Origin of the sequence: Sphaerimonospora thailandensis (genome assembly GCF_016863115.1) — a bacterium.
GTDB lineage: Bacteria > Actinomycetota > Actinomycetes > Streptosporangiales > Streptosporangiaceae > Sphaerimonospora > Sphaerimonospora cavernae.
Genome location: NZ_BOOG01000026.1, coordinates 27941 through 52568, shown reverse-complemented (window position 1 = coordinate 52568; position 24628 = coordinate 27941). Strand labels below are relative to the sequence as shown.

General features: G+C 69.7%; 24 protein-coding genes and 1 riboswitch. Of the genes, 10 read left to right on the top strand and 14 right to left on the bottom strand.

Translation table 11 applies throughout. The features are described 5' to 3' along the window. Window positions 1–52: 52 nt before the first annotated feature. Both panC and Mth01_RS15480 read right to left on the bottom strand, forming a co-directional pair. Window positions 53–964 (bottom strand): pantoate--beta-alanine ligase, encoded by a 912-nt coding sequence (gene panC / locus Mth01_RS15485; RefSeq protein ID WP_204016553.1) that lies wholly within the window; start codon window positions 962–964, stop codon window positions 53–55. Next, window positions 955–1845: a Rossmann-like and DUF2520 domain-containing protein gene (locus Mth01_RS15480; protein ID WP_204016552.1), complete on the bottom strand. Its 891-nt coding sequence runs from the start codon at window positions 1843–1845 to the stop codon at window positions 955–957. The genes panC and Mth01_RS15480 overlap by 10 nt, the downstream gene beginning before the upstream one ends. 158 nt (window positions 1846–2003) lie before the next feature. On the opposite strand from Mth01_RS15480, the gene Mth01_RS15475 reads away from it, so the two are divergent. Beyond that, a complete protein-coding gene (locus Mth01_RS15475; protein WP_204016551.1) occupies window positions 2004–2981 on the top strand; it encodes an SAM-dependent methyltransferase in 978 nt (325 codons plus the stop codon). On the opposite strand, the gene Mth01_RS15470 is transcribed toward Mth01_RS15475, so the two are convergent. Further along, window positions 2971–4170: a cytochrome P450 gene (locus Mth01_RS15470; protein WP_204016550.1), complete on the bottom strand. Its 1200-nt coding sequence runs from the start codon at window positions 4168–4170 to the stop codon at window positions 2971–2973. The genes Mth01_RS15475 and Mth01_RS15470 overlap by 11 nt on opposite strands. A 165-nt stretch (window positions 4171–4335) precedes the next feature. After that, window positions 4336–4451: riboswitch (SAM riboswitch) on the top strand. Between the two features lie 50 nt (window positions 4452–4501). Between Mth01_RS15470 and Mth01_RS15465 the strand changes: the two genes are divergently transcribed. From Mth01_RS15465 to Mth01_RS15435, 7 genes are all read left to right on the top strand, one after another. Then, window positions 4502–5824, top strand: coding sequence for an aminotransferase class V-fold PLP-dependent enzyme (locus Mth01_RS15465; RefSeq protein WP_407695950.1), 1323 nt, complete (start codon window positions 4502–4504; stop codon window positions 5822–5824). Window positions 5825–5890: 66 nt separating this feature from the next. Continuing rightward, complete coding sequence (locus tag Mth01_RS15460; RefSeq protein ID WP_204016549.1) at window positions 5891–6580, top strand: pentapeptide repeat-containing protein; 690 nt, start codon at window positions 5891–5893, stop codon at window positions 6578–6580. Window positions 6581–6740: 160 nt separating this feature from the next. Continuing rightward, window positions 6741–7694 (top strand): ABC transporter permease, encoded by a 954-nt coding sequence (locus tag Mth01_RS15455; protein WP_204016548.1) that lies wholly within the window; start codon window positions 6741–6743, stop codon window positions 7692–7694. Next, window positions 7687–8715, top strand: a complete 1029-nt coding sequence (locus tag Mth01_RS15450) for an ABC transporter permease (RefSeq protein WP_204016547.1) — start codon at window positions 7687–7689, stop codon at window positions 8713–8715. Before Mth01_RS15455 ends, Mth01_RS15450 begins: the two co-directional genes overlap by 8 nt. Continuing rightward, a complete protein-coding gene (locus Mth01_RS15445) occupies window positions 8712–9833 on the top strand; it encodes an ABC transporter ATP-binding protein (protein WP_239089691.1) in 1122 nt (373 codons plus the stop codon). The genes Mth01_RS15450 and Mth01_RS15445 overlap by 4 nt, the downstream gene beginning before the upstream one ends. Continuing rightward, entirely contained in the window at window positions 9833–10834 is a 1002-nt protein-coding gene (locus Mth01_RS15440) for an ABC transporter ATP-binding protein (protein WP_204016546.1), read from the top strand. The genes Mth01_RS15445 and Mth01_RS15440 overlap by 1 nt, the downstream gene beginning before the upstream one ends. A 51-nt stretch (window positions 10835–10885) precedes the next feature. Continuing rightward, window positions 10886–12310, top strand: a complete 1425-nt coding sequence (locus Mth01_RS15435) for an amidase (RefSeq protein WP_204016545.1) — start codon at window positions 10886–10888, stop codon at window positions 12308–12310. Window positions 12311–12399: 89 nt separating this feature from the next. Here the strand turns inward: Mth01_RS15435 and Mth01_RS15430 are convergent, their stop codons facing one another. After that, window positions 12400–14043: an ABC transporter substrate-binding protein gene (locus Mth01_RS15430; protein WP_204016544.1), complete on the bottom strand. Its 1644-nt coding sequence runs from the start codon at window positions 14041–14043 to the stop codon at window positions 12400–12402. A 296-nt stretch (window positions 14044–14339) separates the two neighbouring features. On the opposite strand from Mth01_RS15430, the gene Mth01_RS15425 reads away from it, so the two are divergent. Together Mth01_RS15425 and Mth01_RS15420 are read left to right on the top strand one after the other, a co-directional pair. Then, window positions 14340–14852 carry an NUDIX domain-containing protein gene (locus Mth01_RS15425; protein WP_204016543.1) on the top strand — a complete coding sequence of 171 codons (513 nt, stop codon included), beginning with the start codon at window positions 14340–14342 and terminating at the stop codon, window positions 14850–14852. Window positions 14853–14916: 64 nt separating this feature from the next. After that, entirely contained in the window at window positions 14917–16131 is a 1215-nt protein-coding gene (locus tag Mth01_RS15420; RefSeq protein WP_239089690.1) for an NADH-quinone oxidoreductase subunit D, read from the top strand. 2 nt (window positions 16132–16133) lie between these two features. On the opposite strand, the gene Mth01_RS15415 is transcribed toward Mth01_RS15420, so the two are convergent. The 10 genes from Mth01_RS15415 to Mth01_RS15370 form a co-directional block, all read right to left on the bottom strand. Next, on the bottom strand, window positions 16134–16601 hold the full coding sequence (locus Mth01_RS15415) for a DUF3180 domain-containing protein (protein ID WP_204016542.1): 468 nt from the start codon (window positions 16599–16601) through the stop codon (window positions 16134–16136). 67 nt (window positions 16602–16668) lie between these two features. After that, the gene (folK, locus tag Mth01_RS15410; RefSeq protein ID WP_204016541.1) at window positions 16669–17169 is read right to left on the bottom strand and encodes a 2-amino-4-hydroxy-6-hydroxymethyldihydropteridine diphosphokinase; all 501 of its coding nucleotides are present in this window, start codon (window positions 17167–17169) and stop codon (window positions 16669–16671) included. Then, complete coding sequence (gene folB, locus Mth01_RS15405) at window positions 17166–17531, bottom strand: dihydroneopterin aldolase (protein ID WP_204016540.1); 366 nt, start codon at window positions 17529–17531, stop codon at window positions 17166–17168. Before folB ends, folK begins: the two co-directional genes overlap by 4 nt. Next, window positions 17521–17970, bottom strand: coding sequence for a nuclear transport factor 2 family protein (locus Mth01_RS15400; RefSeq protein WP_204016539.1), 450 nt, complete (start codon window positions 17968–17970; stop codon window positions 17521–17523). The genes folB and Mth01_RS15400 overlap by 11 nt, the downstream gene beginning before the upstream one ends. A 6-nt stretch (window positions 17971–17976) precedes the next feature. Further along, window positions 17977–18879 carry a dihydropteroate synthase gene (gene folP, locus Mth01_RS15395; protein WP_239089689.1) on the bottom strand — a complete coding sequence of 301 codons (903 nt, stop codon included), beginning with the start codon at window positions 18877–18879 and terminating at the stop codon, window positions 17977–17979. 100 nt (window positions 18880–18979) lie between these two features. Continuing rightward, window positions 18980–19564 carry a GTP cyclohydrolase I FolE gene (gene folE, locus Mth01_RS15390; protein ID WP_204016538.1) on the bottom strand — a complete coding sequence of 195 codons (585 nt, stop codon included), beginning with the start codon at window positions 19562–19564 and terminating at the stop codon, window positions 18980–18982. 2 nt (window positions 19565–19566) lie between these two features. Continuing rightward, window positions 19567–21600, bottom strand: coding sequence for an ATP-dependent zinc metalloprotease FtsH (gene ftsH / locus Mth01_RS15385; RefSeq protein ID WP_204016537.1), 2034 nt, complete (start codon window positions 21598–21600; stop codon window positions 19567–19569). A gap of 269 nt (window positions 21601–21869) precedes the next feature. Next, window positions 21870–22427, bottom strand: coding sequence for a hypoxanthine phosphoribosyltransferase (gene hpt, locus Mth01_RS15380; RefSeq protein WP_239089688.1), 558 nt, complete (start codon window positions 22425–22427; stop codon window positions 21870–21872). Window positions 22428–22439: 12 nt separating this feature from the next. After that, complete coding sequence (gene tilS / locus Mth01_RS15375; protein WP_204016536.1) at window positions 22440–23534, bottom strand: tRNA lysidine(34) synthetase TilS; 1095 nt, start codon at window positions 23532–23534, stop codon at window positions 22440–22442. Between the two features lie 36 nt (window positions 23535–23570). Next, a complete protein-coding gene (locus Mth01_RS15370; protein WP_204016535.1) occupies window positions 23571–24620 on the bottom strand; it encodes a zinc-dependent metalloprotease in 1050 nt (349 codons plus the stop codon). Window positions 24621–24628 lie beyond the last annotated feature (8 nt).

Genomic DNA, 24628 nt, shown 5'->3' with positions numbered 1-24628 from the left:
ATGCGTCCCCGCCCTGCCTGTTTCGATCAGCCGTGCCCGATCAGCTGTGCCCTCAGCCGGGGAGCCGTACGACCACGTTGTCGATCAGGCGGGTGGCGCCGACCCTGGCGGCCACCGCGAGCACGGCCTCGCCTCGATGGTCATCGCCGACCTCGGCGAACGTGGCGGGATCGGCCAGCACCAGATAGTCGAGCACGAGGGGCGGCCGCGCCCGGGCCGCCCCATCCAGTACGGCACGGGCCGCGCGGAGGATCTCCTTCGGTGTGCCGTACCGCGCGCCCTCCTGGAGCGCACGCGACAGGGCGAGGGCGGTGGTCCGGTCCTCGGGGGAGAGATAGCGGTTGCGGCTCGACAGGGCGAGGCCGTCGGGCTCGCGCAGGGTCGGCCCGGCGACGACGGAGACGGGCACATCGAGGTCGGCGACCATGCGGCGGATGAGCGCGAACTGCTGGGCGTCCTTCTGCCCGAAGACCGCCACGTCCGGCCTGACCAGGTTGAACAACTTGAGCACGACGGTCAGCATGCCGTCGAAGTGGCCCGGCCGGTAGGCGCCCTCGACGACCGTGCCCATGTGGCCGGACGACACCCCGACCTGGCGGTCCGGAAGGTAGAGGTCGTCGGCCGCCGGCGCGAAGACCACCGAGACGTTCTCCTCCGCGCAGGCCGCCAGGTCCGCCTCGAACGTCCGGGGATATCGGGAAAAATCCTCACCTGGGCCGAACTGGAGGGGATTGACGAACACGCTCACCACCACGTGATCGGCGTGCTCGTGCGCCAGCCGGATCAGCGACCGATGGCCCTCGTGCAGCGCCCCCATCGTGGGGACCAGGGCGACCCTGCCCGCACCGCGGCCTCCGGTTCGGCCTCCGCTTGCGCCCTCGGTCCGGCCCTCACCGTGGCCGCCGGCGAGTGCCTCCAGCGCCTTGGCGAGTTCCGTCCGGTCGCCCGCCACGGTCAGGTCCATATGTTTCCTCCCAGCGCGTCCAGGAGGCGCTCGGCCGCCTCGGGCTTCAGCAGCCCGGCGGCCAGCGCCCGGTCCGCGGTGAGCCTAGCGAGGGCCACATAGGCGTCGGCGGCCTCGGGGGCGGCCAGGATGAGCGCGTCGACGTGCTTGCGGACCGTGCCGGCGTCACCACGCACCACCGGCCCGGTCAGCCCGCCGATGCCCAGGCGCAGCACGTTGTCCAGCGCGGCGCCGAGCAGCGGGCCGAGCATCCTCCCCGGATGCTCGACGCCGATCTTCGAGAGCAGTTCCTGCGACTCCGCGATCAGCGTGATCATGTGGTTCGCGGCGCCGGCCAGGGCGGCGTGATAGAGGGCACGATCCTGCTCCGCGATCCAGACGGGCTCGCCGCCCATCTCGATCACGAGTGCCTCGGCCACCGGACGCAGCATCAGCGGTGCGGTCACCCCGAAGGAACACCCGTTGAGCTTGGTGAGATCGTCATCGCGGCCGGTGAACGTCATCACCGGATGCAGCGCCAGCGGCACCGCGCCCACCTCGGCCGCCGGGTCCAGCACGGCCAGGCCGTACGCGCCGCTGGCGTGGACGAGCAGCTTGCCGCGCAGGTCCGCACCGGTGGCGGCGAGGCCGGCGACCAGCTCGGGGAGCACGTCGTCCGGCACGGTCAGCAGTACGAGCTCGGCCTGCCGGATCACCTCCTCGGGCCTGCTCAATCCCACGCCGAGCCGGTCCGCCGCCTGCCGCCGGGACATGTCGGAAACTCCGCTCGCGGCCACCACCCGGTGTCCGGCGAGCCGGAGCGCGGCGCCGAGCACCGAACCCACCCGTCCCGCGCCGAGCACTCCCACGGCAAGCCGCGCAGGGCGGTCGCTAGTGTCCATGAGGCCTCCCCACGGCTCAGGGTAGCGTCGCCGGGCGGGCCTGCCCGGCCCTGCCCTATGGTCAGATTTTGTCCCACTTCCCCCTGCGGCATGTTGAGCCACGAGTACGAAGGTGATTACTTTTCGTCATCTTCGGCGCGCTGGGTAACGTGAGGCGCGTGTGGTTGACCTGGCGCGCGGCCACGCGGCGCGCGCTCTACGGTGACGAGGGCTTCTATCTGAGGGAACGGCCCGGTCGGCATTTCCGGACGTCCGTGCACGTGTCCGCGGCCTTCGCCGGGGCGCTGCTCCGTCTGATCGACCGGGTCGACGCGGACCTCGGCCGTCCCGACGTGCTCGATCTCGTCGACGTCGGCAGCGGCGACGGCCTGTTGCCCGCCCGCGTCCTGGCGTCCGCGCCGCCGGGTCTGGCCGAGCGGCTGCGGATCACCGCCGTCGACCTCTCCTCGCGACCCGCGGACCTGGACGCACGGATCTCCTGGGCCGACGCCGTGCCCGACCGCGTCGAAGGGCTGGTCGTCGCCAACGAGTGGCTGGACAACGTCCCGGTGGACATCGTCGAGCAGACCCCGTCGGGCCCGCGCCTCGTGCTGGTCGATCCCGAGACCGGCGCCGAACGCCTCGGCCCGCCTCCGGCCCCCGAGGATCTCGCCTGGCTGGACCGCTGGTGGCCGCTGAACGATCTGGACGATGTCGACGGCCGGCGGGCGGAGATCGGCCGCCCACGCGACGAGGCCTGGGCCTCGGTGATCGTACGGCTCGGGCGCGGTACGGCCGTCGCCGTCGACTACGCCCACCATGCCGGCGCCCGTCCGCTCCTCGGCAGCCTCACGGCCTACCGGGACGGCTCGGTGGTGCCGGCCGTACCGGACGGGTCGTGCGACGTCACCGCGCACGTCGCGCTGGACGCGTGCGCGGCGGCGGGCGAGCGGGCCGGCGCCACTGCCACGACGCTGACCACCCAGCGGGCCGCGCTGCGCGATCTCGGGGTCGCCGGCGCCCGGCCGCCGATCGAGCTCGCCTCCGCCGATCCACTCGGCTACGTGCGGGCGCTCGGTCGGGCGGCCGAGGAGGCCGAGCTGATCGACCCCACGGGCCTCGGCGGCTTCGGCTGGCTGAGCCAGCTCAAACGGTGACCTTGAGCGACTCCAGACCGCGGATGACGTAGCTGGGCTTCCAGGCGGGCTCCTCGGCGAGCGCCAGCCTGGGAGCCAGCCGCAGGAGGGCGCCGAACGACTCCGCCATCTCGATCCGCGCGAGCGGCGCGCCGAGACAGAAGTGGATGCCGGCTCCGAACGAGATGTGCGGATTGTCGACCCGGCCGATGTCGAGGCGATCGGGGTCGGCGAAGACCTCCGGGTCCCGGTTGGCCGAGCCGAACAGCAGTGCCACCTCGACCCCGCGGGGGATCGTCACCCCGCCGACCTCGATGTCCTCCAGCACCCATCGCTCGAACATCTGCGCCGGGGTGTCCCAGCGCAGCAACTCCTCGACGGCGGTCGGCATCAGACCGGGGTCGGCACGCAGGCGCTCCAGCTCACCGGGGTTACGGAACAGCGCCCACCACCCGCTGCCGGTCGCGTTGACCGTCGCCTCGTGCCCGGCGTTGAGCAGCAGTACACAGGTGCCGACCAGCTCGTCCTCGGTGAGCCGGTCCCCGTCGTCCACGACCTGGGCCAGCGCGGAGATCATGTCGTCGCCCGGCCGGTCCCGGCGTATCCGGGCGAGGTCGCGCAGGTATTCGGCGAACTCCTGGGCCGCCCGCACCGCCGTGTGCTGTGCCTCCAGCGAGGGGTTGAGCTCGTACATCCCGCAGATGTCCGCCGACCACGGCCGCAGCAGGTGCCGGTCGGCCTCCGGCACACCGAGCATCTCGGCGATCACGGTCACCGGCAGCGGTTCGGCCACCTCGGCCAGCAGGTCGCCGCCGCCTCGCTCGACCAGTCCCTCGGTCAACTCCGTCGCGATCTTCCGTACGCGGGGGCGGAGCGACTCGACCATCCGGGGGGTGAAGGCCTTGGACACCAGGCGGCGCAGCCGGGTGTGGACCGGCGGCTCGACATCCAGCATCCCGGCGCGGACGACCCGCCAGAACGGCTCCTGGAACTCCGGCTCGGGCTGCCTGCCGAACTCCTCATGGGTGGCCATGTGGAGATAGGACCGGCCCAGTCGCCGGTCGCGCAGCAGCGCGTTCACGTCGGCGTGGCGGGCGATCAGCCACTGTCCGGTCGGCTCGAAGAAGCCGACTGGGTCGTTCTCGCGCAGGTGACGATAGGCGTCGTACGGGTGAGCGATGAACTCGGGATTCCAGGGATCAAACTTCACAATGCACACCATACGCATCCAACCGGGCATCTCCTATCCCTGGACCATTCAACGTGTCGACGCCTCCCCCAAGTGCAAGATCACGGTGGTCTTTTTGGAGGGGTGGAGGGTGGGAGGTGGGGGGCTTGGGTGGCGGTGTGGGCCGGTGGGTTATAGTGCGGATCAGGTCATGAGTGCCAGCGCCAAGCCCCGGCTCGCTGGCCGGCAACCCTCGCGTCCGCGGCGGGGTGCCCCGGGTGAGGACCGGGTTCGGCACGAGGTGTGCCGGACAAGCGCGGGCTCCGCCGTACGACGCCGTGGTCGGGGTCCTCGACTCCAAGGAGGCCTGGCGTTGTCCGCTGTTCTCAGCATCCTCACCCCCACTGCCGGTGACCACGCTGCCGATGATCCCGCCGCAGTCCCCGTTTCCGCCGGCTCCCGTGAGATCCCGGCCGTGCTGGGCGCCGACCTGCGGGTGCCCGTCAAGGGCGGCAGGCTCGTGCCGTACGCCAATCTGGACTACGCGGCCAGCGCGCCCTGTCTCGAGCCGGTGAGCGCCGCCGTCGCCGCCGCGCTCCCGGCCTACTCGAGCGTCCATCGGGGGGCCGGGTACGCCTCGCAGCTCACGACGGCCCGGTACGAGCAGGCCAGGCACAGCGTGCGGGCCTTCGTCGGCGCCCGGCCCGACGACGCGCTGATCTTCACGCGCAACACGACCGACGCGATGAACCTGCTGGCCCGCTGCCTGCCCGAGGGCACCACGGTCGTGGTGTTCGACTCCGAGCACCACGCCTCCCTGCTGCCCTGGCCGCGTGCCGTACGGCTCGCGCCGCCGGCGTTCCCCGGCGAGGCGGTCCGGGCGGCCGACGAGGCGCTCGCGTCGATCGAGGGTCCGGCGCTGCTGGTCGTCACCGCCGCCTCCAACGTCACCGGCGAACTGTGGCCCATCGCGGGCCTGGCCCACATCGCCCACCGGTACGGCGCCCGCATCGCCGTCGACGCCGCCCAGCTCGTCCCGCACCGGCGGCTCAACCTGACCGCGCTCGACCTCGACTACGTCGCGTTCTCCGGGCACAAGCTCTACGCTCCCTTCGGCGCGGGCGCGCTGATCGGCCGGCCGGACTGGCTCGCGCGGGCCGAGCCGTACCTGCGGGGCGGGGGCGCGGTGCGCGCCGTCGGCGACGCCCCCGACCTCCTCGAGTGGAGCGACGACCCCGAGGCCAGGCACGAGGCGGGCACCCCCAACGTGCTGGGCGCGGTCGCGCTGGCCGCCGCCTGCGACGCGCTGAACGCCACCGGCTGGAAGCCGCTGATCCGGGAGGAGAAGCGGCTGCTCGCCCGCCTGCGCGCCGGACTCGCCACGATCGAGGGCGTACGTGAGCTGTCGCTGTGGGGCCCCGACCACCCACGGGTCGGCATCGTGTCGTTCACCGTGGCCGGCCGGGACGCCCGCGAGGTCGCGGAGACGCTGGCGGCCGAGCACGGCATCGGCGTCAGGGACGGCAAGTTCTGCGCCCACCCGTTCGTCCGGCATCTCCTCTCGGATGGTGGCGCCGGGGACGGCGGCTGCGAAGACGGCGCGACCGGGGCGATCCGGGCGTCGATCGGCATCGGCTCCACAGCGGAGCACGTCGACCGCCTCATCGAGGCCCTACGGGAGATCGCCGCTCGCTGATCCGGCCCTGATCCGGCGAACGCCGCCCGGCGATGAGTTGTCGGCCACCCCTTATAGGTTGGAGCGATGCCGAAACGCCGTGGACAGCGCCGTGAACACACCTTTGCGGAGCCCCGTGAACTGGCCGCGCTGCCGTACGCGGGGTACCTCGAGCCGTTCAGCGGCCGGCTGGCCCAGAGCGGTGACTACGACACGGTCCTGTTCGACGGACAGGAGTTCGAGGAGGAGGACGCCCGCGACGCCCGGTTCATGGAGTCGGCGTTCACGTCGGTGACGTTCACCGGCGGGCGCTACCGGCGCGCCCGGTTCAGCGACGTGTGGCTGAACACCGTGCGGTGGGTGGGCGGCGACTTCACCGAGACCTCCTTGGCGGACGCCGAGATCATCGCGAGCGTGCTCGCCGGTACGGCGATGCCGGACTGCCGGATGCGCAGCGTGGTGTTCCACCGGTGCAAGCTCGACTCGGTCAACCTCCGCGTCGCGGCGTTGCGTGAGGTGTCGTTCGTGGACTGCACGCTGCGCGACGTTGACTTCGCCGGTGCCACGCTGACCGGTGTCGCCTTCCCCGGCTCCAGCCTGGAAAGGGTGCGGTTCGACAAGGCGCGGATGACCGAGGTCGATCTGCGCGGCGCCACCGCGCTGGGCATCGCGGACGGGTACGACGCACTGCGCGGCGCGACCATCAGCGGCCTCCAACTGATGGAGCTCGCCCCGGCGTTCGCCCACCTCCTGGGCGTCACCGTGAGCGACGACTGAGAAGCGGCGCACCCACCGCTCTCACGTCTTTAGAGGGGACACCGCCCGTCGATCCCGATGAGCGGGACAACGGGCATGTGACGCCGCTCACGGGCCCTAGCCTGCGCGTTCAACCGGCCGCATATTTGCAGCATTCACGGCAAACACCCCAAGGAGCCCGGTGACTCGCAAGCTTCTGCTCCGCTTGGGTGAGCTGGTCGTCGTGCTCGCCCTGGTCAGCTTCGGAGTCTTCCTCCTCGTCGCTCTGATCCCCGGCGATCCCGCCGTCGCCATCCTCGGCGAGGGGCACCCGCCGGAGGACTATGCCGCGCTCCGTGCCGAACTCGGCCTCGACCAGCCGATCCTCAACCGCTACCTGGATTGGCTGGGAGGAGCGCTCACCGGCGATCTGGGTCACTCCATAGTGCCGCCCAGGTCGGCCGTGATCGACCGGGTGCTCGCGGCCCTTCCCGTCAGCGCCGAACTCGCGATCCTGGGACTGCTGCTGGCGATGGCGTTGGCCATCCCGCTGGCCATGTGGTCCGCGGCGCGCGAGGGCGGCCTCGTCGACCGGGCCATCGGCGCCTCGACGTTCGCCGTCCTGTCCGTCCCGTCCTTCCTGTCCGGCCTCCTGCTCATCATGGTGCTGGTCAACGGCCTCGGATGGTTCCCCCGAGGCCAGTGGGTCAGGGTCTCGGAGAGCATCACCGGCAACCTGCATCACGCCCTGCTCCCGGCGGTCGTCATCGCGCTGTCGGAGGCGGCGGTGTTCACCCGCATCCTCCGCAGCGACCTCGTCGTCACCCTGCGCGAAGACTTCGTGCTCGCCGCGCGGGCGAGGGGCATGCCGCGGTGGCGTGTCCTCGTCGGCGACGCACTGCGGCCGTCGTCGTTCTCGCTGCTCACCCTGCTCGGCCTGAGCTTCGGCAGCCTCATCGGCAGCACCGTCATCGTCGAAACCCTGTTCGCCCTTCCGGGCATGGGGTCACTCGTGGTCAACGCGGCCAACCAGGGCGACTTCCCCATGGTGCAGGGGGCCACCCTGCTCATCGCCGCGGCGTACGTGCTCGTCAACATCGGTATCGACCTCGCCTACGGATTCCTTGACCCGAGGACGCGTCGTGTTCATGCCTAGGGAGACCACCACCATGATCCCCCGGCGCCGGCTGATCAGCCTTGGGGCCGGGCTGACGGCCGTCGGCGTATTCCTGCTCGCCCTCGGGCTTGTCGCCCCGCTCATCGTGGCCGTCCGCGTGCTCCTGGCACTCGCGGGGGTGGTGACCGCCTTCTCCGGTGTGTCGCGGCTGGTCTGGGGGCTGCGGCGGCAGCGGGTGGACCTCCTGCCCTGGGTCTGCCTGGCCTGGCTGGCCGTGCTGATCGTCGCCGCGGTGCTGGCACCGGTCCTTCCGCTGAAAGAGCACCGGGACGTGGCCGCCACGCTCCTGGAGCCGGTCTACCTGGAGCCGTTGCGCTACTACGACCATCCGTTGGGCACCAACAGCGCCGGTCTCGACATGCTCGCCCGGTGCCTGTACGGCGCCCGCACCTCACTGACCGTGTCCCTGCTCGCAGTCACCATCGGCACGGTTCTCGGAGGCGCGATCGGAGTGATCGCGGGCTACTACCGACGGGGCGTGGACAGCGTCATCGGTGTGCTCACGAACGCGCTTCTGGCCGTACCCCCGCTGATCCTGCTCATCGCGCTGTCCACCCTGCTGGAACCCAGCATCCGGAACATGGTGCTGGTCCTGTCGCTGCTCACCGTGCCGAGCATGATCCGCCTCGCCCGTGCCAACACCATTTCCTTCCGGCAACGCGAGTTCGTGTTCGCGGCGGAGGCCATGGGAGCCGGCCGCCTACGGATCATGGCCAGGGAACTGGTGCCGAACGTGTTGCCGCCGCTGCTGTCGATGGCGGTCGTGGTCATCTCGGGTCTTATCGTCGCGGAGGCGTCGCTGAGCTTCCTCGGCCTCGGCGTCCGGCCGCCCGAGCCCACCTGGGGGAACATGATCGCCGAAGCACAGGGCGGGGTCCTTCAGAAGCACCCGTCCATGGTGCTGGTGCCCGGAACCTTCCTGTTCCTGACCGTCTTCGCGTTCAACGTACTCGGCGAGAAGGCACAGAAGCGCTGGAACCCCAGGAGCGCCGCCTCGTGACCCCAGAACCGCCCATGTCCCAAGAGCCGCCCATGACCCCGGAGCCGCCCGTGACCGTGGGGTCGACCGCCACGCCCCTTCTCGAAGTTGACGACCTGCGCACCACCTTTCACACCCCGCGAGGCGCGGTGCGCGCCGTCGACGGCGTCTCGTTGCGACTGTCCGCGGGCGAGACGATCGGGGTCGTCGGCGAGTCCGGTTCGGGCAAGTCCGTGCTGGGCCGCACCATCATGGGGTTGATCTCCGCCGGCCCGGCCACCGAGGTCCAGGGAACGGTGCGGATAGGTGGCCGGGACGTCCACGCTCTCGCTCCCGGCGAGCGCCGACGGCTCTGGGGGCCCGAGGTCGCCATGGTGTTCCAGGACCCGATGACGTCGTTGAACCCGACGAAGCGGATCGGCACCCATCTCACCGAAACCCTCCGTCTGCACCTCGGTCTCCGTCGCGGGGCGGCCGCCGACCGCGCGATCGAGCTGCTCGTACAGGTGGGCATCCCGGAGCCTCGCCGCCGGGTGAGACAGTTCCCGCACGAACTCTCGGGCGGCATGCGCCAACGAGTGGTGATCGCCCTGGCGCTGGCCTGCTCCCCGAAGCTGCTGATCGCGGACGAACCGACGACGGCGCTCGACGTCACGGTGCAGAAGCAGATCCTCGACCTGCTGGGCACGCTGGCGGAGCGCCTGGACATGGCGACGATCCTGATCAGCCACGACCTCGGCGTGATCGCGGGCCGCACGGACCGGGTGGCGGTGATGTACGCGGGACGGATCGCCGAGACCGCCGCCACGGCCGCCGTGTTCGAGCATCCGCTCCACCCCTACACCGACGCGCTCATCGGCTCGATCCCACGACTGTCGAACGAACCGCACGCCGAGTTGCGGGTGATCGACGGCAACCCGCCCGACATGTCGGCGCCGCCGCCCGGTTGCCGCTTCGCGCCACGATGCGTTCACGCCTTCGAGCGCTGTCGCGAGGAGGCTCCGCCGCCGCACGAGCCGCTGGCGTACGACGCGCGCCACAGCGTGGCCTGCCACGCGCCTCTGCTGCCCGCGCCGAACGCCGACTCGGGGAACGCCGACTCGGGGAACGCCGACTCGATGAACGGGGGAGACGACTGATGGCAGGCAGCGGCACCGTACATTTGCGGGAGTCTGAGCAGCCGGTTCTGTCGGTCCGGGACCTGGTGGTGGAGTTCCCCGTCGGGCGGCGGCAGAAGGTGCACGCCGTCTCCGGGCTGAACCTCGACCTGCTCGCGGGAGAGACGTTGGGCATCCTCGGCGAGTCCGGCTGCGGTAAGTCCAGCGCCGGACGCGCCTTCATGCAGATGCCCCCGCCGACTTCGGGATCCGTACTGCTGCACGGCACGGAACTCACCCGCCTCAGGTCCCGCGAGCTTAGGCGGGCCCGGGCCAAGATGCAGATGATCATGCAGGACCCGGTCTCCTCGCTGAATCCGCGGCGCAGAGTCAGGGACCTGGTCGCCGAGGGGCTTTCCATCTGGGGATTCGAGGGCGAAGATGAGGACCGGCTGATCCGGGAGACGCTGCACGCGGTCGGTCTGGAACCCGAGGTGGTGTGGAACCGTCGGCCGCATGAGCTGTCCGGCGGGCAGTGCCAGCGGGTCTGCATCGCGCGTGCCCTGATGCTGAAGCCGTCCGTGCTGATCTGCGACGAGCCGGTCGCCAGCCTCGACGTCTCGGTGCAGGCGCAGATCCTGAATCTGCTGGAGCGCAGCAAGCGCAGCCACCTGCTCAGCCTGGTGTTCATCGCCCATGACGTCGCCGTGGTCAAGAACATCAGCGACCGGGTGATGGTGCTCTATCTCGGCAAGACCTGCGAGGTCCTGCCGTCGGCGCACCTCGACACCCGCGCCGTCCACCCCTACACCCGGCTCCTCCTCGCCTCGGTGCCCGAGGCGACCGAGGGCGGATCGCGGCAGACGCAGCCCGCGACAGAGCTGCCCTCGCCGCTCGACCCGCCCTCGGGTTGCCGGTTCCGCACGCGGTGTCCGCTGGCCACTGATCGGTGCGCTGCCGAGGAACCGGTGCTTCGCGAACTCGGCCCCGGCCACTTCGTCGCCTGTCACCACGTCGATGCGGCGCACGTCCCCACGGCCTGAAAGAGCCCGGTACGGCCAGGCGGCACGCCACCGAACGAAAGGAACGCCATGTTGGAAGGCTCTGCTGACGCACCGCGCGATGCCGTCGCCCTCGCGGCCGCCATCCGCTCCGGTGAGATCAGCGCGAGGGAGGCCGTCGAGGACGCCATCGCCCGCATCGAGAAGCACAACCCGGCACTGAACGCGGTCGTGGGCTTCCGGTTCGAGGAAGCGCTCGATGAGGTCGAGGCTGGCCTGCCCGAGGGTCCGCTGACCGGCGTGCCCGTTCTCATCAAGAACCTCGGCGCCGACGTCGCCGGGCTGCCGAGCACCAGCGGCAGCCGGTTGTTCGCGAACTACGTGCCCGAGCACGACAGCGAACTCGTCCGCCGCTACCGTCAGGCCGGAATGGTCGTGCTCGGCACCACCAACACCCCCGAGCTCGGCCTGAACGCGAGCACCGAGCCCGCCCTGTTCGGCCCGACCCACAATCCCCACCGGCGAGGCTTCTCACCCGGCGGGTCGAGTGGAGGTTCCGCTGCGGCCGTGGCCGGGGGCATGGTGCCGGTCGCGCACGCCAGCGACGGCGGCGGGTCGATCCGCATCCCGGCGGCCATGTGCGGCCTGTTCGGGCTCAAGCCGAGCCGCGGCCGCGTCACCGGCTTTCCCGACCCCGGGACGCTCGCCGGGCCCGTGTCGGTGAACCACGCGCTCACCACCACCGTGCGCGACAGCGCGCTGCTGCTCGACATCGCGGCCGGGCCGATGAAGGGTGAGGCCTTCTCGGCGCCGGCTCCGCGTACCAGCTTCCTCGACGCCACCAGGCGGGACCCCGGCAGGCTGCGCATCGGCATGGCCGTCAAGCAGACCAACGGCCCGGAAACGGACGCCGAGTGTGTCGCCGCGGTCGAGCGCGTCGCGACGCTCTGCGAGCGACTCGGCCACGAGGTGACCGAGACCGACTGCGGGTTCGACTACGCCGAAGCCGCGACAACCTCGGCGACGGCCATGGGCACCGAACTCGTGGTGGCGATCGACGACTGGCTGGCCTTCCTGGGCCGCGAACTGCGCGACGACGACCTCGAGCCGTTCACTCATTTCCTGCTGGAGCAGTACCGTCGGCTCAGCGGCGCCGACGTGACCCGGGCCATGCGCGGGGTCCAGGAGATCGGCTGGAAGCTCGGCACGAAATTCGACACCTTCGACGTCCTGCTCACCCCGACCCTCGCGCGGCCGACGCCCGAGCACGGCGTGTTGGACACCGGCCGTGCCGAGACGATGTACGAGTCCGCCCCGCTGTTCTCCTGCTGGACCAGCCCGTTCAACGTCACCGGCATGCCGGCCATGTCCCTTCCGCTCGCCGCCGACCAGCGGGGCATGCCACTGGGGGTGCAGTTCGCCGCGGACCTGGGGGGCGAGGAGCTGCTTCTCTCACTGGCCGCCCAACTGGAGCAGGCGTCGCCGTGGCGGCGCCTGGCATCCGGTTACGCGAAGTAACGACTGGATCGCTCGGTTGACGGCGCGGACCGCCATCCCCACACGGATGGCGGTCCTCGCGGTTTGCGCGGTTGAGCGGGCGATGCGGGTTACTCGCTCTTCCACGCCTTGCTGTAGAGGAACATCGTCTCGCTGGTGGGGATCAGCCCGTGCACGTTCTTCTGCCAGGCCTGGAAGGTGCCGCCGACCTCGATGCCGATGCCGGGCACCTCCTTCTTCCAGAGCTCCTCGATCTTGGCCAGGACCGCCTTGCCGTCCTGCGGTCCCGAGGCGGCCCGAAGCTCTCCCAGCAGCTTGTCCATCTCGGGGTTGGAGTAGCCCGAGGTGTTCGAGGGGGACTCGCTGCCCAGGACACCCGACAGCCGGGAGTAAGGATCCTCGTCGGGGATCGTCGTACCGGCCACCGCGAGGTCGAAGTCGTGGTCGACGTACAGCTTCTGCACCTGGTCGGCGACCGTACGCAGCGGCACGAGGGTCACCTTGAAGCCGACCGCCTCCAGCACGGCCTTGATCGCGACCGCGGCGGCCTGCGAGGACGCATCCGTCGAGTGGGAGTAGCTGATCTTCCCGTCGAATCCGTCCGCCATGGCGGCCTGGAGAAGGCTCTTGGCCTTCTCGGGGTCGGCCTTGTTCGGCTCGACACCGGTGCGCCAGGGCGAGGTCTCCGGGAAGAGCGCCTTGGCGGGCAGACCGGCGCCTTCGTCCAACCGGTCCATGTACGCCTTCGGGTCGAACGCGTAGTCGATGGCCTGCCGGACGCGGACATCCGCCCCCGGGCGGCCCTTACGCACGTTGATCCACAGGTTGCCGCCCATGCCGGTCACGAACATCATCCCCGGGTAACCCGCACGGCGGGCCTCCTCCACCGCCGTGGCGTCCCGCATGAAAACGGCGTCGACGTCCCCGTTCTTGAGCGAGTCGAGCTTGGCGGTGTCGTCGGCGCCGCCCACCCACACGAAACGCAGCGCGTCCAGATTGGGCGCGCCGTTCCAGTACCCCGGGTTGGCCTTCAGCACCAGTTCCTCGCCCGGCGAGTAATGGTCGAGCATGAAGGGGCCGGCGCCGATCGGCTTGAAGTTCTTGGGGTCCTTGTAAGCGGCGGGAGCCATGATCATGCCGGGGCCCTGCGCGAGCATGTTCGGGAACTTGGCCCACGGGGCGCGTGCCTTGAACACAACGGTAAGGTCGTCCGTCGCCTTCATCTCGGCGATGTTGCCCAGCAGGAGCAGTGAGTTGTAGGCGTAGTTCTTCTGGTAGAAGCCGATACTCCCGACGACCGCCTTGGCATTCAGCGGCGTACCGTCGGTGAACTTCACTCCGTCCCGGAGTTTCAACGTCCATGTGACGTTGTCGTCGGACGTGAGCGATTCGGCGAGCCAGGGTTCGAAACTGTCCGTCTTGTAGTCGTAGCGCATCAGCTCGTCGTAGACCGCCGCCATGGCGCTGCCTCCCGTGGCGCCGTTGGCATAGGTCTCGACCGGGTTCAGACTCCGGGCCTCCGCGTACTCGGCGACGGTCAGCGTGCCGCCCTTGACGGGAGTCCCGGCGTCGTCGGCGTTGACGAGCCCGGTGGTGTAGATCTCGGCCTTGCTCGGGCCCTCGGAGGGCCCGGCGGAGCCGCCCCGATCGACTCCCTCATTCTTCGATGACGAGTTCGCGCATCCGGTGACGATCAGACAACTCGCGAGAAGCGCTGCCGTAATGCGGGAACGGAGCGGAATGTGTGATCTCACTACTGCTCCTTGAAAGGAAAAGCGCAGGGACCGACCGGCGCCGCTCACCTGGCCATTGTGTGCACCATCACACTGACGCGGAGCCCGGATGGCCCGCCCCGCCCGTCCCACTGAACGGGATCACGCGCGCTGAATGGCGACCCGATGTGATGCTTGGGGCAATAGTCGGATGATGTGGACTCTGTCCAGAATTTTGTGACCACCATTCCTCCGCCATCACGCATCTCCGCCGGTCTGACATGAGGAGTACGAGCAGGTGCCGGTTGGGCCGGGATCGGCCGGGGTAGCGTGAGCCGATGAGCAACCCTTATCTCGAACCAACGGAGTGGTTCGCCACCCTGCCCACCGTGTTCGCCTCGGCGTGCGTGCTGCTCACCGACGTCCACGACCGGGTCCTGCTGGTCAAGCCCAACTACCGGCCGGGGTGGGCGATCCCCGGTGGCATCGTCGAAGACGGCGAGTCGCCCCACGACGGTGCCCGCCGCGAGATCTACGAAGAGCTCGACCTCCGGGTAGAGGCCGGTGCGCTGCTCGTCCTGGACTGGGCGCCGCCGCTCGGCGAGCGGCCGCGCTCGATGGTCAACTTCCTCTTCGACGGCGGCACGATCAGTGACGGCACGCCGCTCCGGCTACAGGAGGAGGAGCTGGACGACCTCGGGTTCTTCCCCTGGGAGCAGGCCTCCGCCCTGCTGCCGGTCACCACCGCCCCGCGTCTGCCCGCCGCCCGCCGGGCCAGGAAAGACCAACGTGCCGTCTACCTGCCTCATGAAGCCGCACCGTGGAGCCACATCGTGGAGGGTGCGCCGTGACGGCGGCCCTTCGCGGTGCCGTACGGGCACTTCGCTGTGCCGTACGGCGTGGGAGCATGGCCGTATGACCGAGGAGGGCATGCGGCGGGAGCGCGTGGTCGGGATCGGCGCCGGCGCGGACGCCGTCCAGCCGAGGGAGCTGTGCACCCCGAAAGACCCGGCCACCTCGAAGGAATTGGCCACCGAGGACATGGTCCTCAACATCGGCCCGCAGCATCCGTCCACGCACGGTGTGCTGCGGCTGCGGCTCACGCTCGACGGTGAGCGGATCGCCGCCGCCGAGCCGATCGTCGGGTACATGCACCGGGGCGCGGAGAAGCTGTTCGAGGTACGCGACTACCGGCAGATCATCGTCCTCGCCAACCGGCACGACTGGCTGTCGGCCTTCGCCAACGAGCTGGGGGTGGTGCTGGCGGTCGAGCGCATGCTCGGGATGGAGGTCCCGCGGCGGGCAGTGTGGGCACGTACGCTGCTGGCCGAGCTCAACCGCGTGCTCAACCATCTCATGTTCCTCGGTTCCTATCCCCTCGAGCTCGGCGCGATCACCCCGGTCTTCTACGCCTTCCGCGAGCGGGAGACGCTGCAGCACGTCATGGAGGAGATCTCCGGCGGCCGCATGCACTACATGTTCAACCGGGTCGGTGGACTGAAGGAGGACCTCCCGCTCGGCTGGCTCGACCGGGTGGCCCACGCCGTCGCAGACGTACGGCGCCGCCTGCCGGACATCGAAGAGCTGATCTTCGGTAACGAGATCTTCCTGGCCAGGACCAGAGGCATCGGCGTTCTCGACCGCGAGACGATCATGCAGTACGGCGTGAGCGGCCCTGTCGCCCGGGCCTCGGGCGTCGATCTCGACCTACGGCGCGACGAGCCGTACCTGGCCTACGGCGAGCTGCCGGTCAAGGTGGTGACCCGTTCGGCCGGTGACTGCAACGCCCGGTTCCAGGTGCTCCTCGATCAGGTCAGGGTGTCCCTGGACCTGGCCGACGCCTGCGTGGCGCGGCTGCGGGACCTGCCGCCGGGGCCGATCAACCAGCGGTTGCCGAAGGTGCTCAAGGTCCCGGAGGGCCACACCTACGCCTGGACCGAGAACCCGCTCGGCCTCAACGGCTACTACCTGGTGTCCCGGGGCGAGAAGACTCCTTGGCGGCTCAAGCTCCGCAGCGCCTCGTACAACAACATCCAGGTGCTGCGGGAGATGCTGCCGGGACACCTGGTCTCCGACATGGTGGCCATCCTCGGCTCGATGTTCTTCGTCGTCGGGGACATCGACAAATAACCCTAATCGTCTGGCTTGCCGGGAGCGCGATCTTCAGGTTTGCGGGGGACGCGGCAGCAGTATTCCAGGAACAGCGCCGCGCAGACCAGAATCACGCACGACAGGAATGATCCCCCCGCGACCAGCGCGTCCTGGCGCGGCTTGGGCAGGTCGAGCATGTCGACCACGCGGAGCACGAACCCGGCGAACACCCCGCCGAACACCGCCCCCGCGTACGCCGTGGCCTTGGCCAGCGCCGCCAGCCTGGCCACGGCCAGCGGCTCGACGGGCTTGGTGTCCGGCCTGCGCAAGATCCGCGCGCGCGTCAGCCAGCCGGTGTACGCCTCGCCGAGCGCGAGCAGCAACGTGGTGGGGATGGCCGTCCACGGGACGGTCGGCAGCACCGCGTAGGCCTGCTGCAGCACACCCCACGTTACAAGCCCGAACACCACCACCAGACCGACCAGGACGCCGGGGTTGCTGGGTTTCACGCACACTCCGCTCTTCTGGAGCTGACGGGGCTGCTGGGGCTCATGGGGCTGATGCGGTTCTGTCCGTTCAGCCGGGCGGTTCCAGCGCGAGGTCGGGCCGCAGCCGTACGCCGCTCTGGTCCAGATCGGCCAGTAGCGCCCCGACCGGTCCGTGGCCGGGAAGCACCGCGTCCGGATCGATCTGGGCCCACGGGACCAGGACGAACGCCCGCTCGTGCGCCCGGGGATGGGGCAGCGTCAGCTCCGGATCATCCGACACCACACCGTCCACGGTGATCAGGTCGACGTCCAGCGTACGCGGCCCCCACCGCTCCTCGCGTCTGCGGCCGAAAGCGGTCTCAACGCCCTGCGCCCGCTCCAGCAGCGTGCGCGGGTCCTGCATTCCCTCGGCGATCACGACGGCATTGAGGTAGGGCCCCTGCTCGGGACCGCCCACCGGGTCGGTCTCGTACACGGGGGACACCGCCACGAACGTCAGTCCCGGAGCGTCGAAAAGCACATCCAGCGCACCCTGGAGACAGTCGATCCGGCGGCCCAGGTTGCTACCGAGCGAGAGCACGACCCTCATGCGCGGCTCCTTCTGATGGTCACCACCACGTCATCGAACGACAGCGGGATCGGCGCCGCCGGTTTGTGCACACTCACCTCCGCCTCCTCTACCACGTCGTGTGCCAGGCATGCGGACGCCAGGCGGTCGGCGAGAGTCTCGATCAGGTCGACGGGTTCACCCGCCACGATCTCGGCGAGCCGTACGGCGAGAGCGCCGTAGTCGACGGTCCTGCTCAGGTCGTCGTGCGCGGCGGCCGGCGCGGTGTTCAGGAAGAGCGTCACATCGACGACGAACTCCTGACCGAGTTCGCGTTCGGCGGGAAGGCACCCGTGCCTGCCGCGCACCCGCAGCCCGGCGAGCCGGATGGTGTCACTGCTCATGGCCGCCCTCGCCCTCGTCCTCGTCCTCGTCCTGCATGACGGGAGAGCCGTGGTGCAGCCAGAGCCGCCAGCCCGACTCGGTCCTGATGAAGGTGTTGGTGGCGACGACGACGCCGGCCGCGAAGCCCAGTTCGTCGGTCCCGGCCGGGACCAGGACGTCCTCGGTGCAGGTCACGACCGCGACGTCGCCGCTCAGCATGGTGCGCACGTCGCTCAGCACGAACTGGATGTACGTCGTGTTCGCCATGAACAGCGCCCACGAGCGCAGCACGGAGGAACGCCCGGCCAGCATCGCCCAGCCGGGATGCACGCACATCGCGACCCGGTCATCGGTGTCCTCGATCCAGACCTCGGACATCTTGTCGAGGTCACCGCTCTCAAACGCGTGATAGAACGCCTCGTTGAGCGCCTCGATCTGCTCGATATCCTCTTTCATCATCCTCTTTCATCGCCGTCCCTCGTCAGGCTCGCGCCTATCGGCGTTCGCGCCGGCATCGCCTCTTTCGGCTGCCAGCCACGCGGCGGCGACGCGTACGGCGTCCGCGTTGGGGCCGACCTTGTGCACCCGCACGCACCACGCGCCCGCTCGTGCGGCGAGTGCGGTGACGGCGAGAGTGGCGTCGTCGCCGTGCTCGAACGGCCGTGGCGTGCCCTCGGCGTCCGCGAGGAGGCGGCCGAGGAAACGCTTGCGCGACGCCCCGATGATCAGTGGACGGCCGAGTCGGTTGAGCGTGTCGATGCCGGCCAGCACGGCCCAGTTGTGCTTCGCCTGCTTGGAGAAGCCGAGCCCCGGATCGAGGATGATCTGCTCCTCTCCGACACCTTCGTCGAGCACGGAATCGACCCGCTTGCGCAGCTCCTCGGCGACCTCGGTCACCACGTCGTGGTAGCGGGCGCGGCTGTCCATGTCACGGCTGTGGCCGCGCCAGTGCATCACCACGTACGGCACGCCCGTCGCGGCCACCACCCGTGGCATGTCGGGATCGGCGAGACCGCCGCTCACGTCGTTGACGAGCCGGGCGCCGGCCGCGACCGCCACCTCGGCCACCTCGGCACGCATGGTGTCGACGCTGACCGTCACCCCCTCCGCCGAGAGAGCGCGGATCACCGGCTCGATCCGGCGCAGTTCCTCCTCGAGCGAGACCCTGGCGGCACCGGGACGGGTGGACTCCCCTCCCACATCGACGATGTCGGCCCCCTCGGCCACGAGGTCGAGGCCGTGCCGGATCGCGATGTCGGGGTCGAACCACCGCCCTCCGTCAGAGAAGGAGTCAGGGGTCACGTTCACAACACCCATGACCAGACAGCGGCCGGGTTCCGGCATCCCAGGCACGCTCCATCCGGTCATGAAGTCAAGCCTAGATGTTGAGAGGTCACGATCGGTCCCGTGGGGGTCCGCCCTGTGGACAGGCAGGGCCTGATGGAATCGGAAACGGGCCGTGCGGCGATCAACCGCGCAGGATCAGCGACATGGCCTCGGCCCGGGTCGCCTCGCACGTGCGGAAGTCGCCGCGGACCGCAGACGTGATCGTCTTGGCGCCCGGCTTGCGGACTCCGCGCATCGTCATGCACATGTGCTCGGCCTCGATGACCACGATCACCCCGCGCGGCTCCAGCACAGCCATCAGGCCGTCCGCTATCTGTGAGGTCATCCGCTCCTGCACCTGCGGACGCCGGGCGTAGACGTCCACCAGCCTGGCCAGCTTCGACAGGCCGGTGATCTGCCCCTTCTCGTTCGGTGTGTAGCCGATGTGCGCGACGCCGTGGAACGGCAGGAGGTGGTGCTCGCAGGTGGACATCACCTCGATGTCCTTCACGAGCACCATCTCGTCGTGATCCGCGTCGAACAGCGTGGTCAGCGCGTCCTCCGGCCGCTGACCGAGCCCGGCGAACTGCTCGGCGTACGCGCGGGCGACACGCGCGGGGGTGTCGCGCAGTCCGTCACGATCCGGGTCTTCGCCGATGGCGAGCAGGATCTCGCGAACGGCCTTCTCGATTCGATCATGGTCGAAGCCCGGGTAGGGGTGGACCATCGTCAGGCCTCGTCTCGCTGAGCGGACTGTTCGCCGGCCCCCGCCCACGGCGCGGGGCTCACACCGCTCACACCGCTCACACCGCCGCCGGCCGGTAGCGCCGAACCGTTGCCGTTCGCGCGCTCCTTGGGCGTGATGACCGGGGGACGGTCGGACGGGAGGCGCTTGCCGTACCCGGCGTAGGAGGGCCGCTTCTCCCTGATGACCACGGGCGCGAAGATCTCCAGGACCTGCTCGCGGGAGAGGGTCTCCTTCTCCATTAGTTCGAGGACCAGGTTGTCGAGCACGTCGCGGTACTGGACGAGGATCTCCCACGCCTGGTCGTGCGCGCTCTCGATGAGGCGGCGGACCTCCTCGTCGATCGCGGACGCGATCTGCTCGGAGTAGTCGCGCTCGTGGCCCATCTCACGGCCGAGGAAGACCTCGCCGTTGCCGCTGCCGAACTTGCGTGCGCCGAGCCGTTCGCTCATGCCGTACTCGGTGACCATGCGGCGGGCGATCGAGGTCGCCTTCTCGATGTCGTTGGACGCGCCGGTGGTCGGCTCGTGGAAGACGAGCTCCTCTGCGGTGCGCCCGCCGAGCAGCATGGCGAGCTGGTCCATCATCTCGGACCGGGTCGCGAGGAACTTGTCCTCCATCGGCAGCGTCATCGTGTAGCCGAGGGCGCGACCGCGCGAGAGAATTGTGATCTTGTGGACCGGGTCGGAGTTGGGCAGCGCGTGCGCCACCAGGGCGTGTCCGCCCTCGTGGTACGCGATGATCTTCTTCTCCTGGTCCGACATGACCCGGGACTTGCGCTCGGGGCCGGCCATGACGCGGTCGATGGACTCCTCGAGCGTGTTCATGCTGATCAGCTTCTGGTCCTGCCGCGCGGTGAGCAGGGCCGCCTCGTTGATCACGTTCGCCAGGTCGGCTCCGGTGAAGCCGGGGGTCCGGCGGGCGATCGTGTCGAGGTCGACGTCCTGCGCGAACGGCTTGCCGCGGCCGTGGACCTTCAGGATGCCCTTGCGGCCCTCCAGGTCGGGCCGGTCGACGGTGACCTGACGGTCGAACCGGCCGGGACGCAGCAGGGCGGGGTCGAGGATGTCCGGCCGGTTGGTCGCGGCGATCAGGATCACGCCGCCCTTCACGTCGAAGCCGTCCATCTCGACGAGGAGCTGGTTCAGCGTCTGCTCGCGCTCGTCGTGGCCGCCGCCGAGGCCCGCGCCGCGGTGTCGGCCGACGGCGTCGATCTCGTCGATGAAGATGATCGCCGGAGCGTTGGCCTTCGCCTGCTCGAACAGGTCGCGGACCCGGGAGGCGCCGACACCGACGAACATCTCCACGAAGTCGGAACCCGAGATCGAGTAGAACGGCACGCCGGCCTCACCGGCGACGGCCCTGGCCAGCAGGGTCTTACCTGTGCCGGGCGGGCCGTACAGCAGCACGCCCTTGGGGATCTTCGCGCCGATCGCCTGGAACTTGGCCGGAGCCTGCAGGAACTCTTTGATCTCCTGGAGCTCCTCGATCGCCTCGTCAGCCCCGGCGACGTCGGCGAACGTGCTCTTCGGGGTGTCCTTGGTGATCAGCTTCGCCTTCGACTTCCCGAAGTTCATCACCCGGGAGCCGCCGCCCTGCATCTGGTTCATGATGAACAGGAAGATCAGGACGATGATGATGATGGGCAGGAAACTGACCAGCAGGCTGACAAGGAAGTTGTCCTTGGGGACCTCGACCGTCCAGCCCTGCTTCGGCTTGGCCGCCTCCAGCGCCTTGGTGAGCTCGGGACCCTGTCCGTAGACCCAAGCGGACTGGATGCGGTCGGTCTGCTTGCCCCCGACCGAGATCGGCGAGTTCAGAGTCAGCTTCGCCTGCTGCTCCTTGTCGACGACGGTCGCGTTCTTGACATTGCCCTGCTGAATCTGCTGGACGACCGTGGAGGTGTCGGCGGGCGTGTAGTTGCCGTCGCCCCCGAACATCGTGGTGACGAGCAGGATGAGCAAACCTATGCCCAGGATCCACAGCAGTGGCCCACGTGTAAATCGCTTGAGATCCATCCGTTGCGGAACCCCGGGGGGCCCGTTCCTTCCTGACCGAGGCCTGGCCCCGGGAGGTCCCGGGGTCGCGGCATCCCTTACCGCTCCTACTGACTACCGGAGGCTACCCTCAGGCACCCTATGGATATCCGAAGGTACACCCGCGCGCCGCTCGGGGTAACCGCCCGCGCGGCGTCCGGCTTTGCCATTCCAACGTACGTCAGGCATTCCCGTGTTCCCCTACCTGGGCGCGAATCACGCTCAATTCGGAAGAGGGATTCGCTCAGGGCTTACTCGCCCCCATAGACGTGTGGCGCGAGGGTGCCGATGAACGGCAGGTTACGGTACTGCTCCGCGTAGTCGAGCCCATAGCCGATGACGAACTCGTTGGGGATGTCGAACCCCACATATCGCACATCGAGCGGCACCTTCACGGCCTCCGGCTTGCGCAGGAGGGCGCAGATCTCCACAGAGGCGGGGTCGCGTGACTTCAGGTTGTTCATCAGCCATGACAGCGTCAGACCTGAGTCGATGATGTCCTCGACCACGAGCACGTGCCGGCCCGCGATGTCGGTGTCGAGATCCTTGAGCACCCGGACCACCCCGGATGACCTGGTCCCGGCGCCGTAGGACGAAACGGCCATCCAGTCCATCTGCACCGGAACGTGCAGCGCCCGCGCGAGGTCCGCCATCACCATGACGGCGCCCTTGAGCACACCGACGAGCAGGAGTTCCTGTCCGGCGTAGTCGGTGTCTATCTGGCCGGCGAGCTCTTTGATCTTGGCTTGGAGCTCTGCTTCCGAAATGAGGACGCTGGAGAGGTCCTTGCCCATGTCGGCTGCATCCACCTGGGGGTTTCCTTACGCGAGGTTGTCGACGAGCTTCCCGACGAAGTACAGGGTGCCATAGCGCCGGACCACTCCGATCCCGCCGGGCAGGTCGACCCCCTTCTGACCGTGCCAGCCCGTCACCAGACGATCCACCTCCTCGATGTGGACGGCCGCCAGCGCCGACGCCGAGGACCCGGCGGCCACGGCCGCCCGCCGCAGGACCCGCCGCCGGACGGCCGCGGGCGCCTCCGCCAGCACGGCCGCCGACAGTCCGCCATCCACCTCCCCGACACCCGCCTCCCCGACACCCGCCGCCCCGCCGCCCGCCTCCAGCGACTTGACGTAGACGTCGCCGGCCCACTCGTCCAGGGCGTCCGCGTCGTCCCGGCAGAGCCGTGCCGTACGGGCGAGCGCCTCGGTGACGCCCGGCCCCAGCGCGGCCTCGAGCACCGGCAGGACCTCGTGCCTGACCCTCGGCCTGGTGTACGCGGGGTCGGCGTTGTGCGGATCATCCCAGGGCGACAGGCCCAGCGCGGCGCACGCCTGCCTGGTTCTCACCCGGGCGAGACCCAGCAGCGGGCGGCGATAGATGCCGGAAATTTCCGGCATGCCGGCCAGCGATCGGGTGCCGCTACCGCGAGCCAATCGCAGGAGCACGGTCTCGGCCTGGTCGTCCAGCGTATGGCCGAGCAGTACGACCGCCGCATCGAGGCGCCGCGCAGCCCGCGACAACGCCTCGTAGCGCGCCTCACGCGCCGCAGCCTCCGGGCCACCGGCCCCGCCCACGACGACGGTCAGAGCTTCGGCGGACTCCAGGCCGAGCGCGGGCGCGAGCCGTACGACCTCCCGGGCCCGCTCGGCCGAACCCTCCTGGAGACCGTGATCGACGGTCAGCAGCCCGGCGCGCAGGCCGAGACGCGGCGCACAGAATCCGAGGGCAGCGGCGAGCGCGAGCGAGTCGGCCCCGCCGCTGCACGCGACCAGCACAAGCGGACCCTGCCCCCGCTCATCGGACTTACCGGACTTACCGGACTTGCCCGACTTGCCGGGCTTACGGTTCGACAGATCGGCGAGGCACAGCCGTACGGCACGTCGCACGTCGGCCACGGCGGGATGCGGACCCATGCCTCCCATTCTCCCGCGGTGATCTCCGGTCGGAAGTCACACCCCGGTGAGGACGCGGGACATCCAGGCGTTGGGGTCGGCGATCTCGTCGCGATCGGGAAGCGTCTCGGGCGAGGTCCAGACCCGGTTGAACCCGTCCATCCCGGCCTCCTCGACCACGGTCCGGACGAACCTGGAGCCTTCGGCGTACTGCTTCATCTTGAGCTCGATGCCCAGCAGCCGCCGGACGAGCTGGTCCATGCGTGATCCGCCCTCCCGGCGGCGCTGGAACTTGGCCCTGATCTCGGCGACGGACGGCACCACCGACGGTCCCACCGCGTCCATCACGTAGTCGCCGTGCCCCTCCACCAGCGTCATCACCGCGGTGACCCGGTCGAGGACGGCCCGCTGCTCAGGGGTCTGGATGGCCTCGATCAGGTTGCCGTCCCCACCTCTGAAAGCGTCGGCGACCGCGTCCGAGGCCGCCCGAAGCCGCTCCAGCAGGGTCGTGAGATCCATCTCGGAGGCCAGCAGGAACTCGGTCATCTGGCCCCGGACGTATTCCCTCAGCCACGGCACTCCGGTGAACTGGACCCGGTGGGTCTCCTCGTGCAGGCACACCCACAGGCGGAAGTCGCGCGGATCGACGGCGAGTTCGCGCTCGGCGTGCACGATGTTGGGCGCGACCAGCGTCAGACGTCCCGCCGGGGCGACCCCGCCGGGGTCGGGCGGGAGGAACAGCTCGTACTGCCCCAGCACCCGGGAGGCCAGGAATGCCAGCACGGCGCCCACCTCGAGCCCGGTGATGCGAGACCCGACCGCGCCCACGATCGCCGGCATGCTCGACATCTTCTCGGTGAGCGGCTCCAGCACCACGCGGAACCCGTCCACGTTGGCTCTGATCCAGCCGGGTCGGTCCACGATCGTCGCCGCCTCGGGCGGCGCCGAGTCGAGGCGGGTGAACTCCCGCACGTGTCCTTCCGCGTCCCGCGACAGCCGCCGCAGGTCGGCGACCGCCTGCCTGGCCTCCTCACGGCTCACCTGTGGCCCGGGGCGCACGAGGCGAACTCCGGTCGCGACGGCCAGATCCCAGTCGATCACCTGCATACCCACCA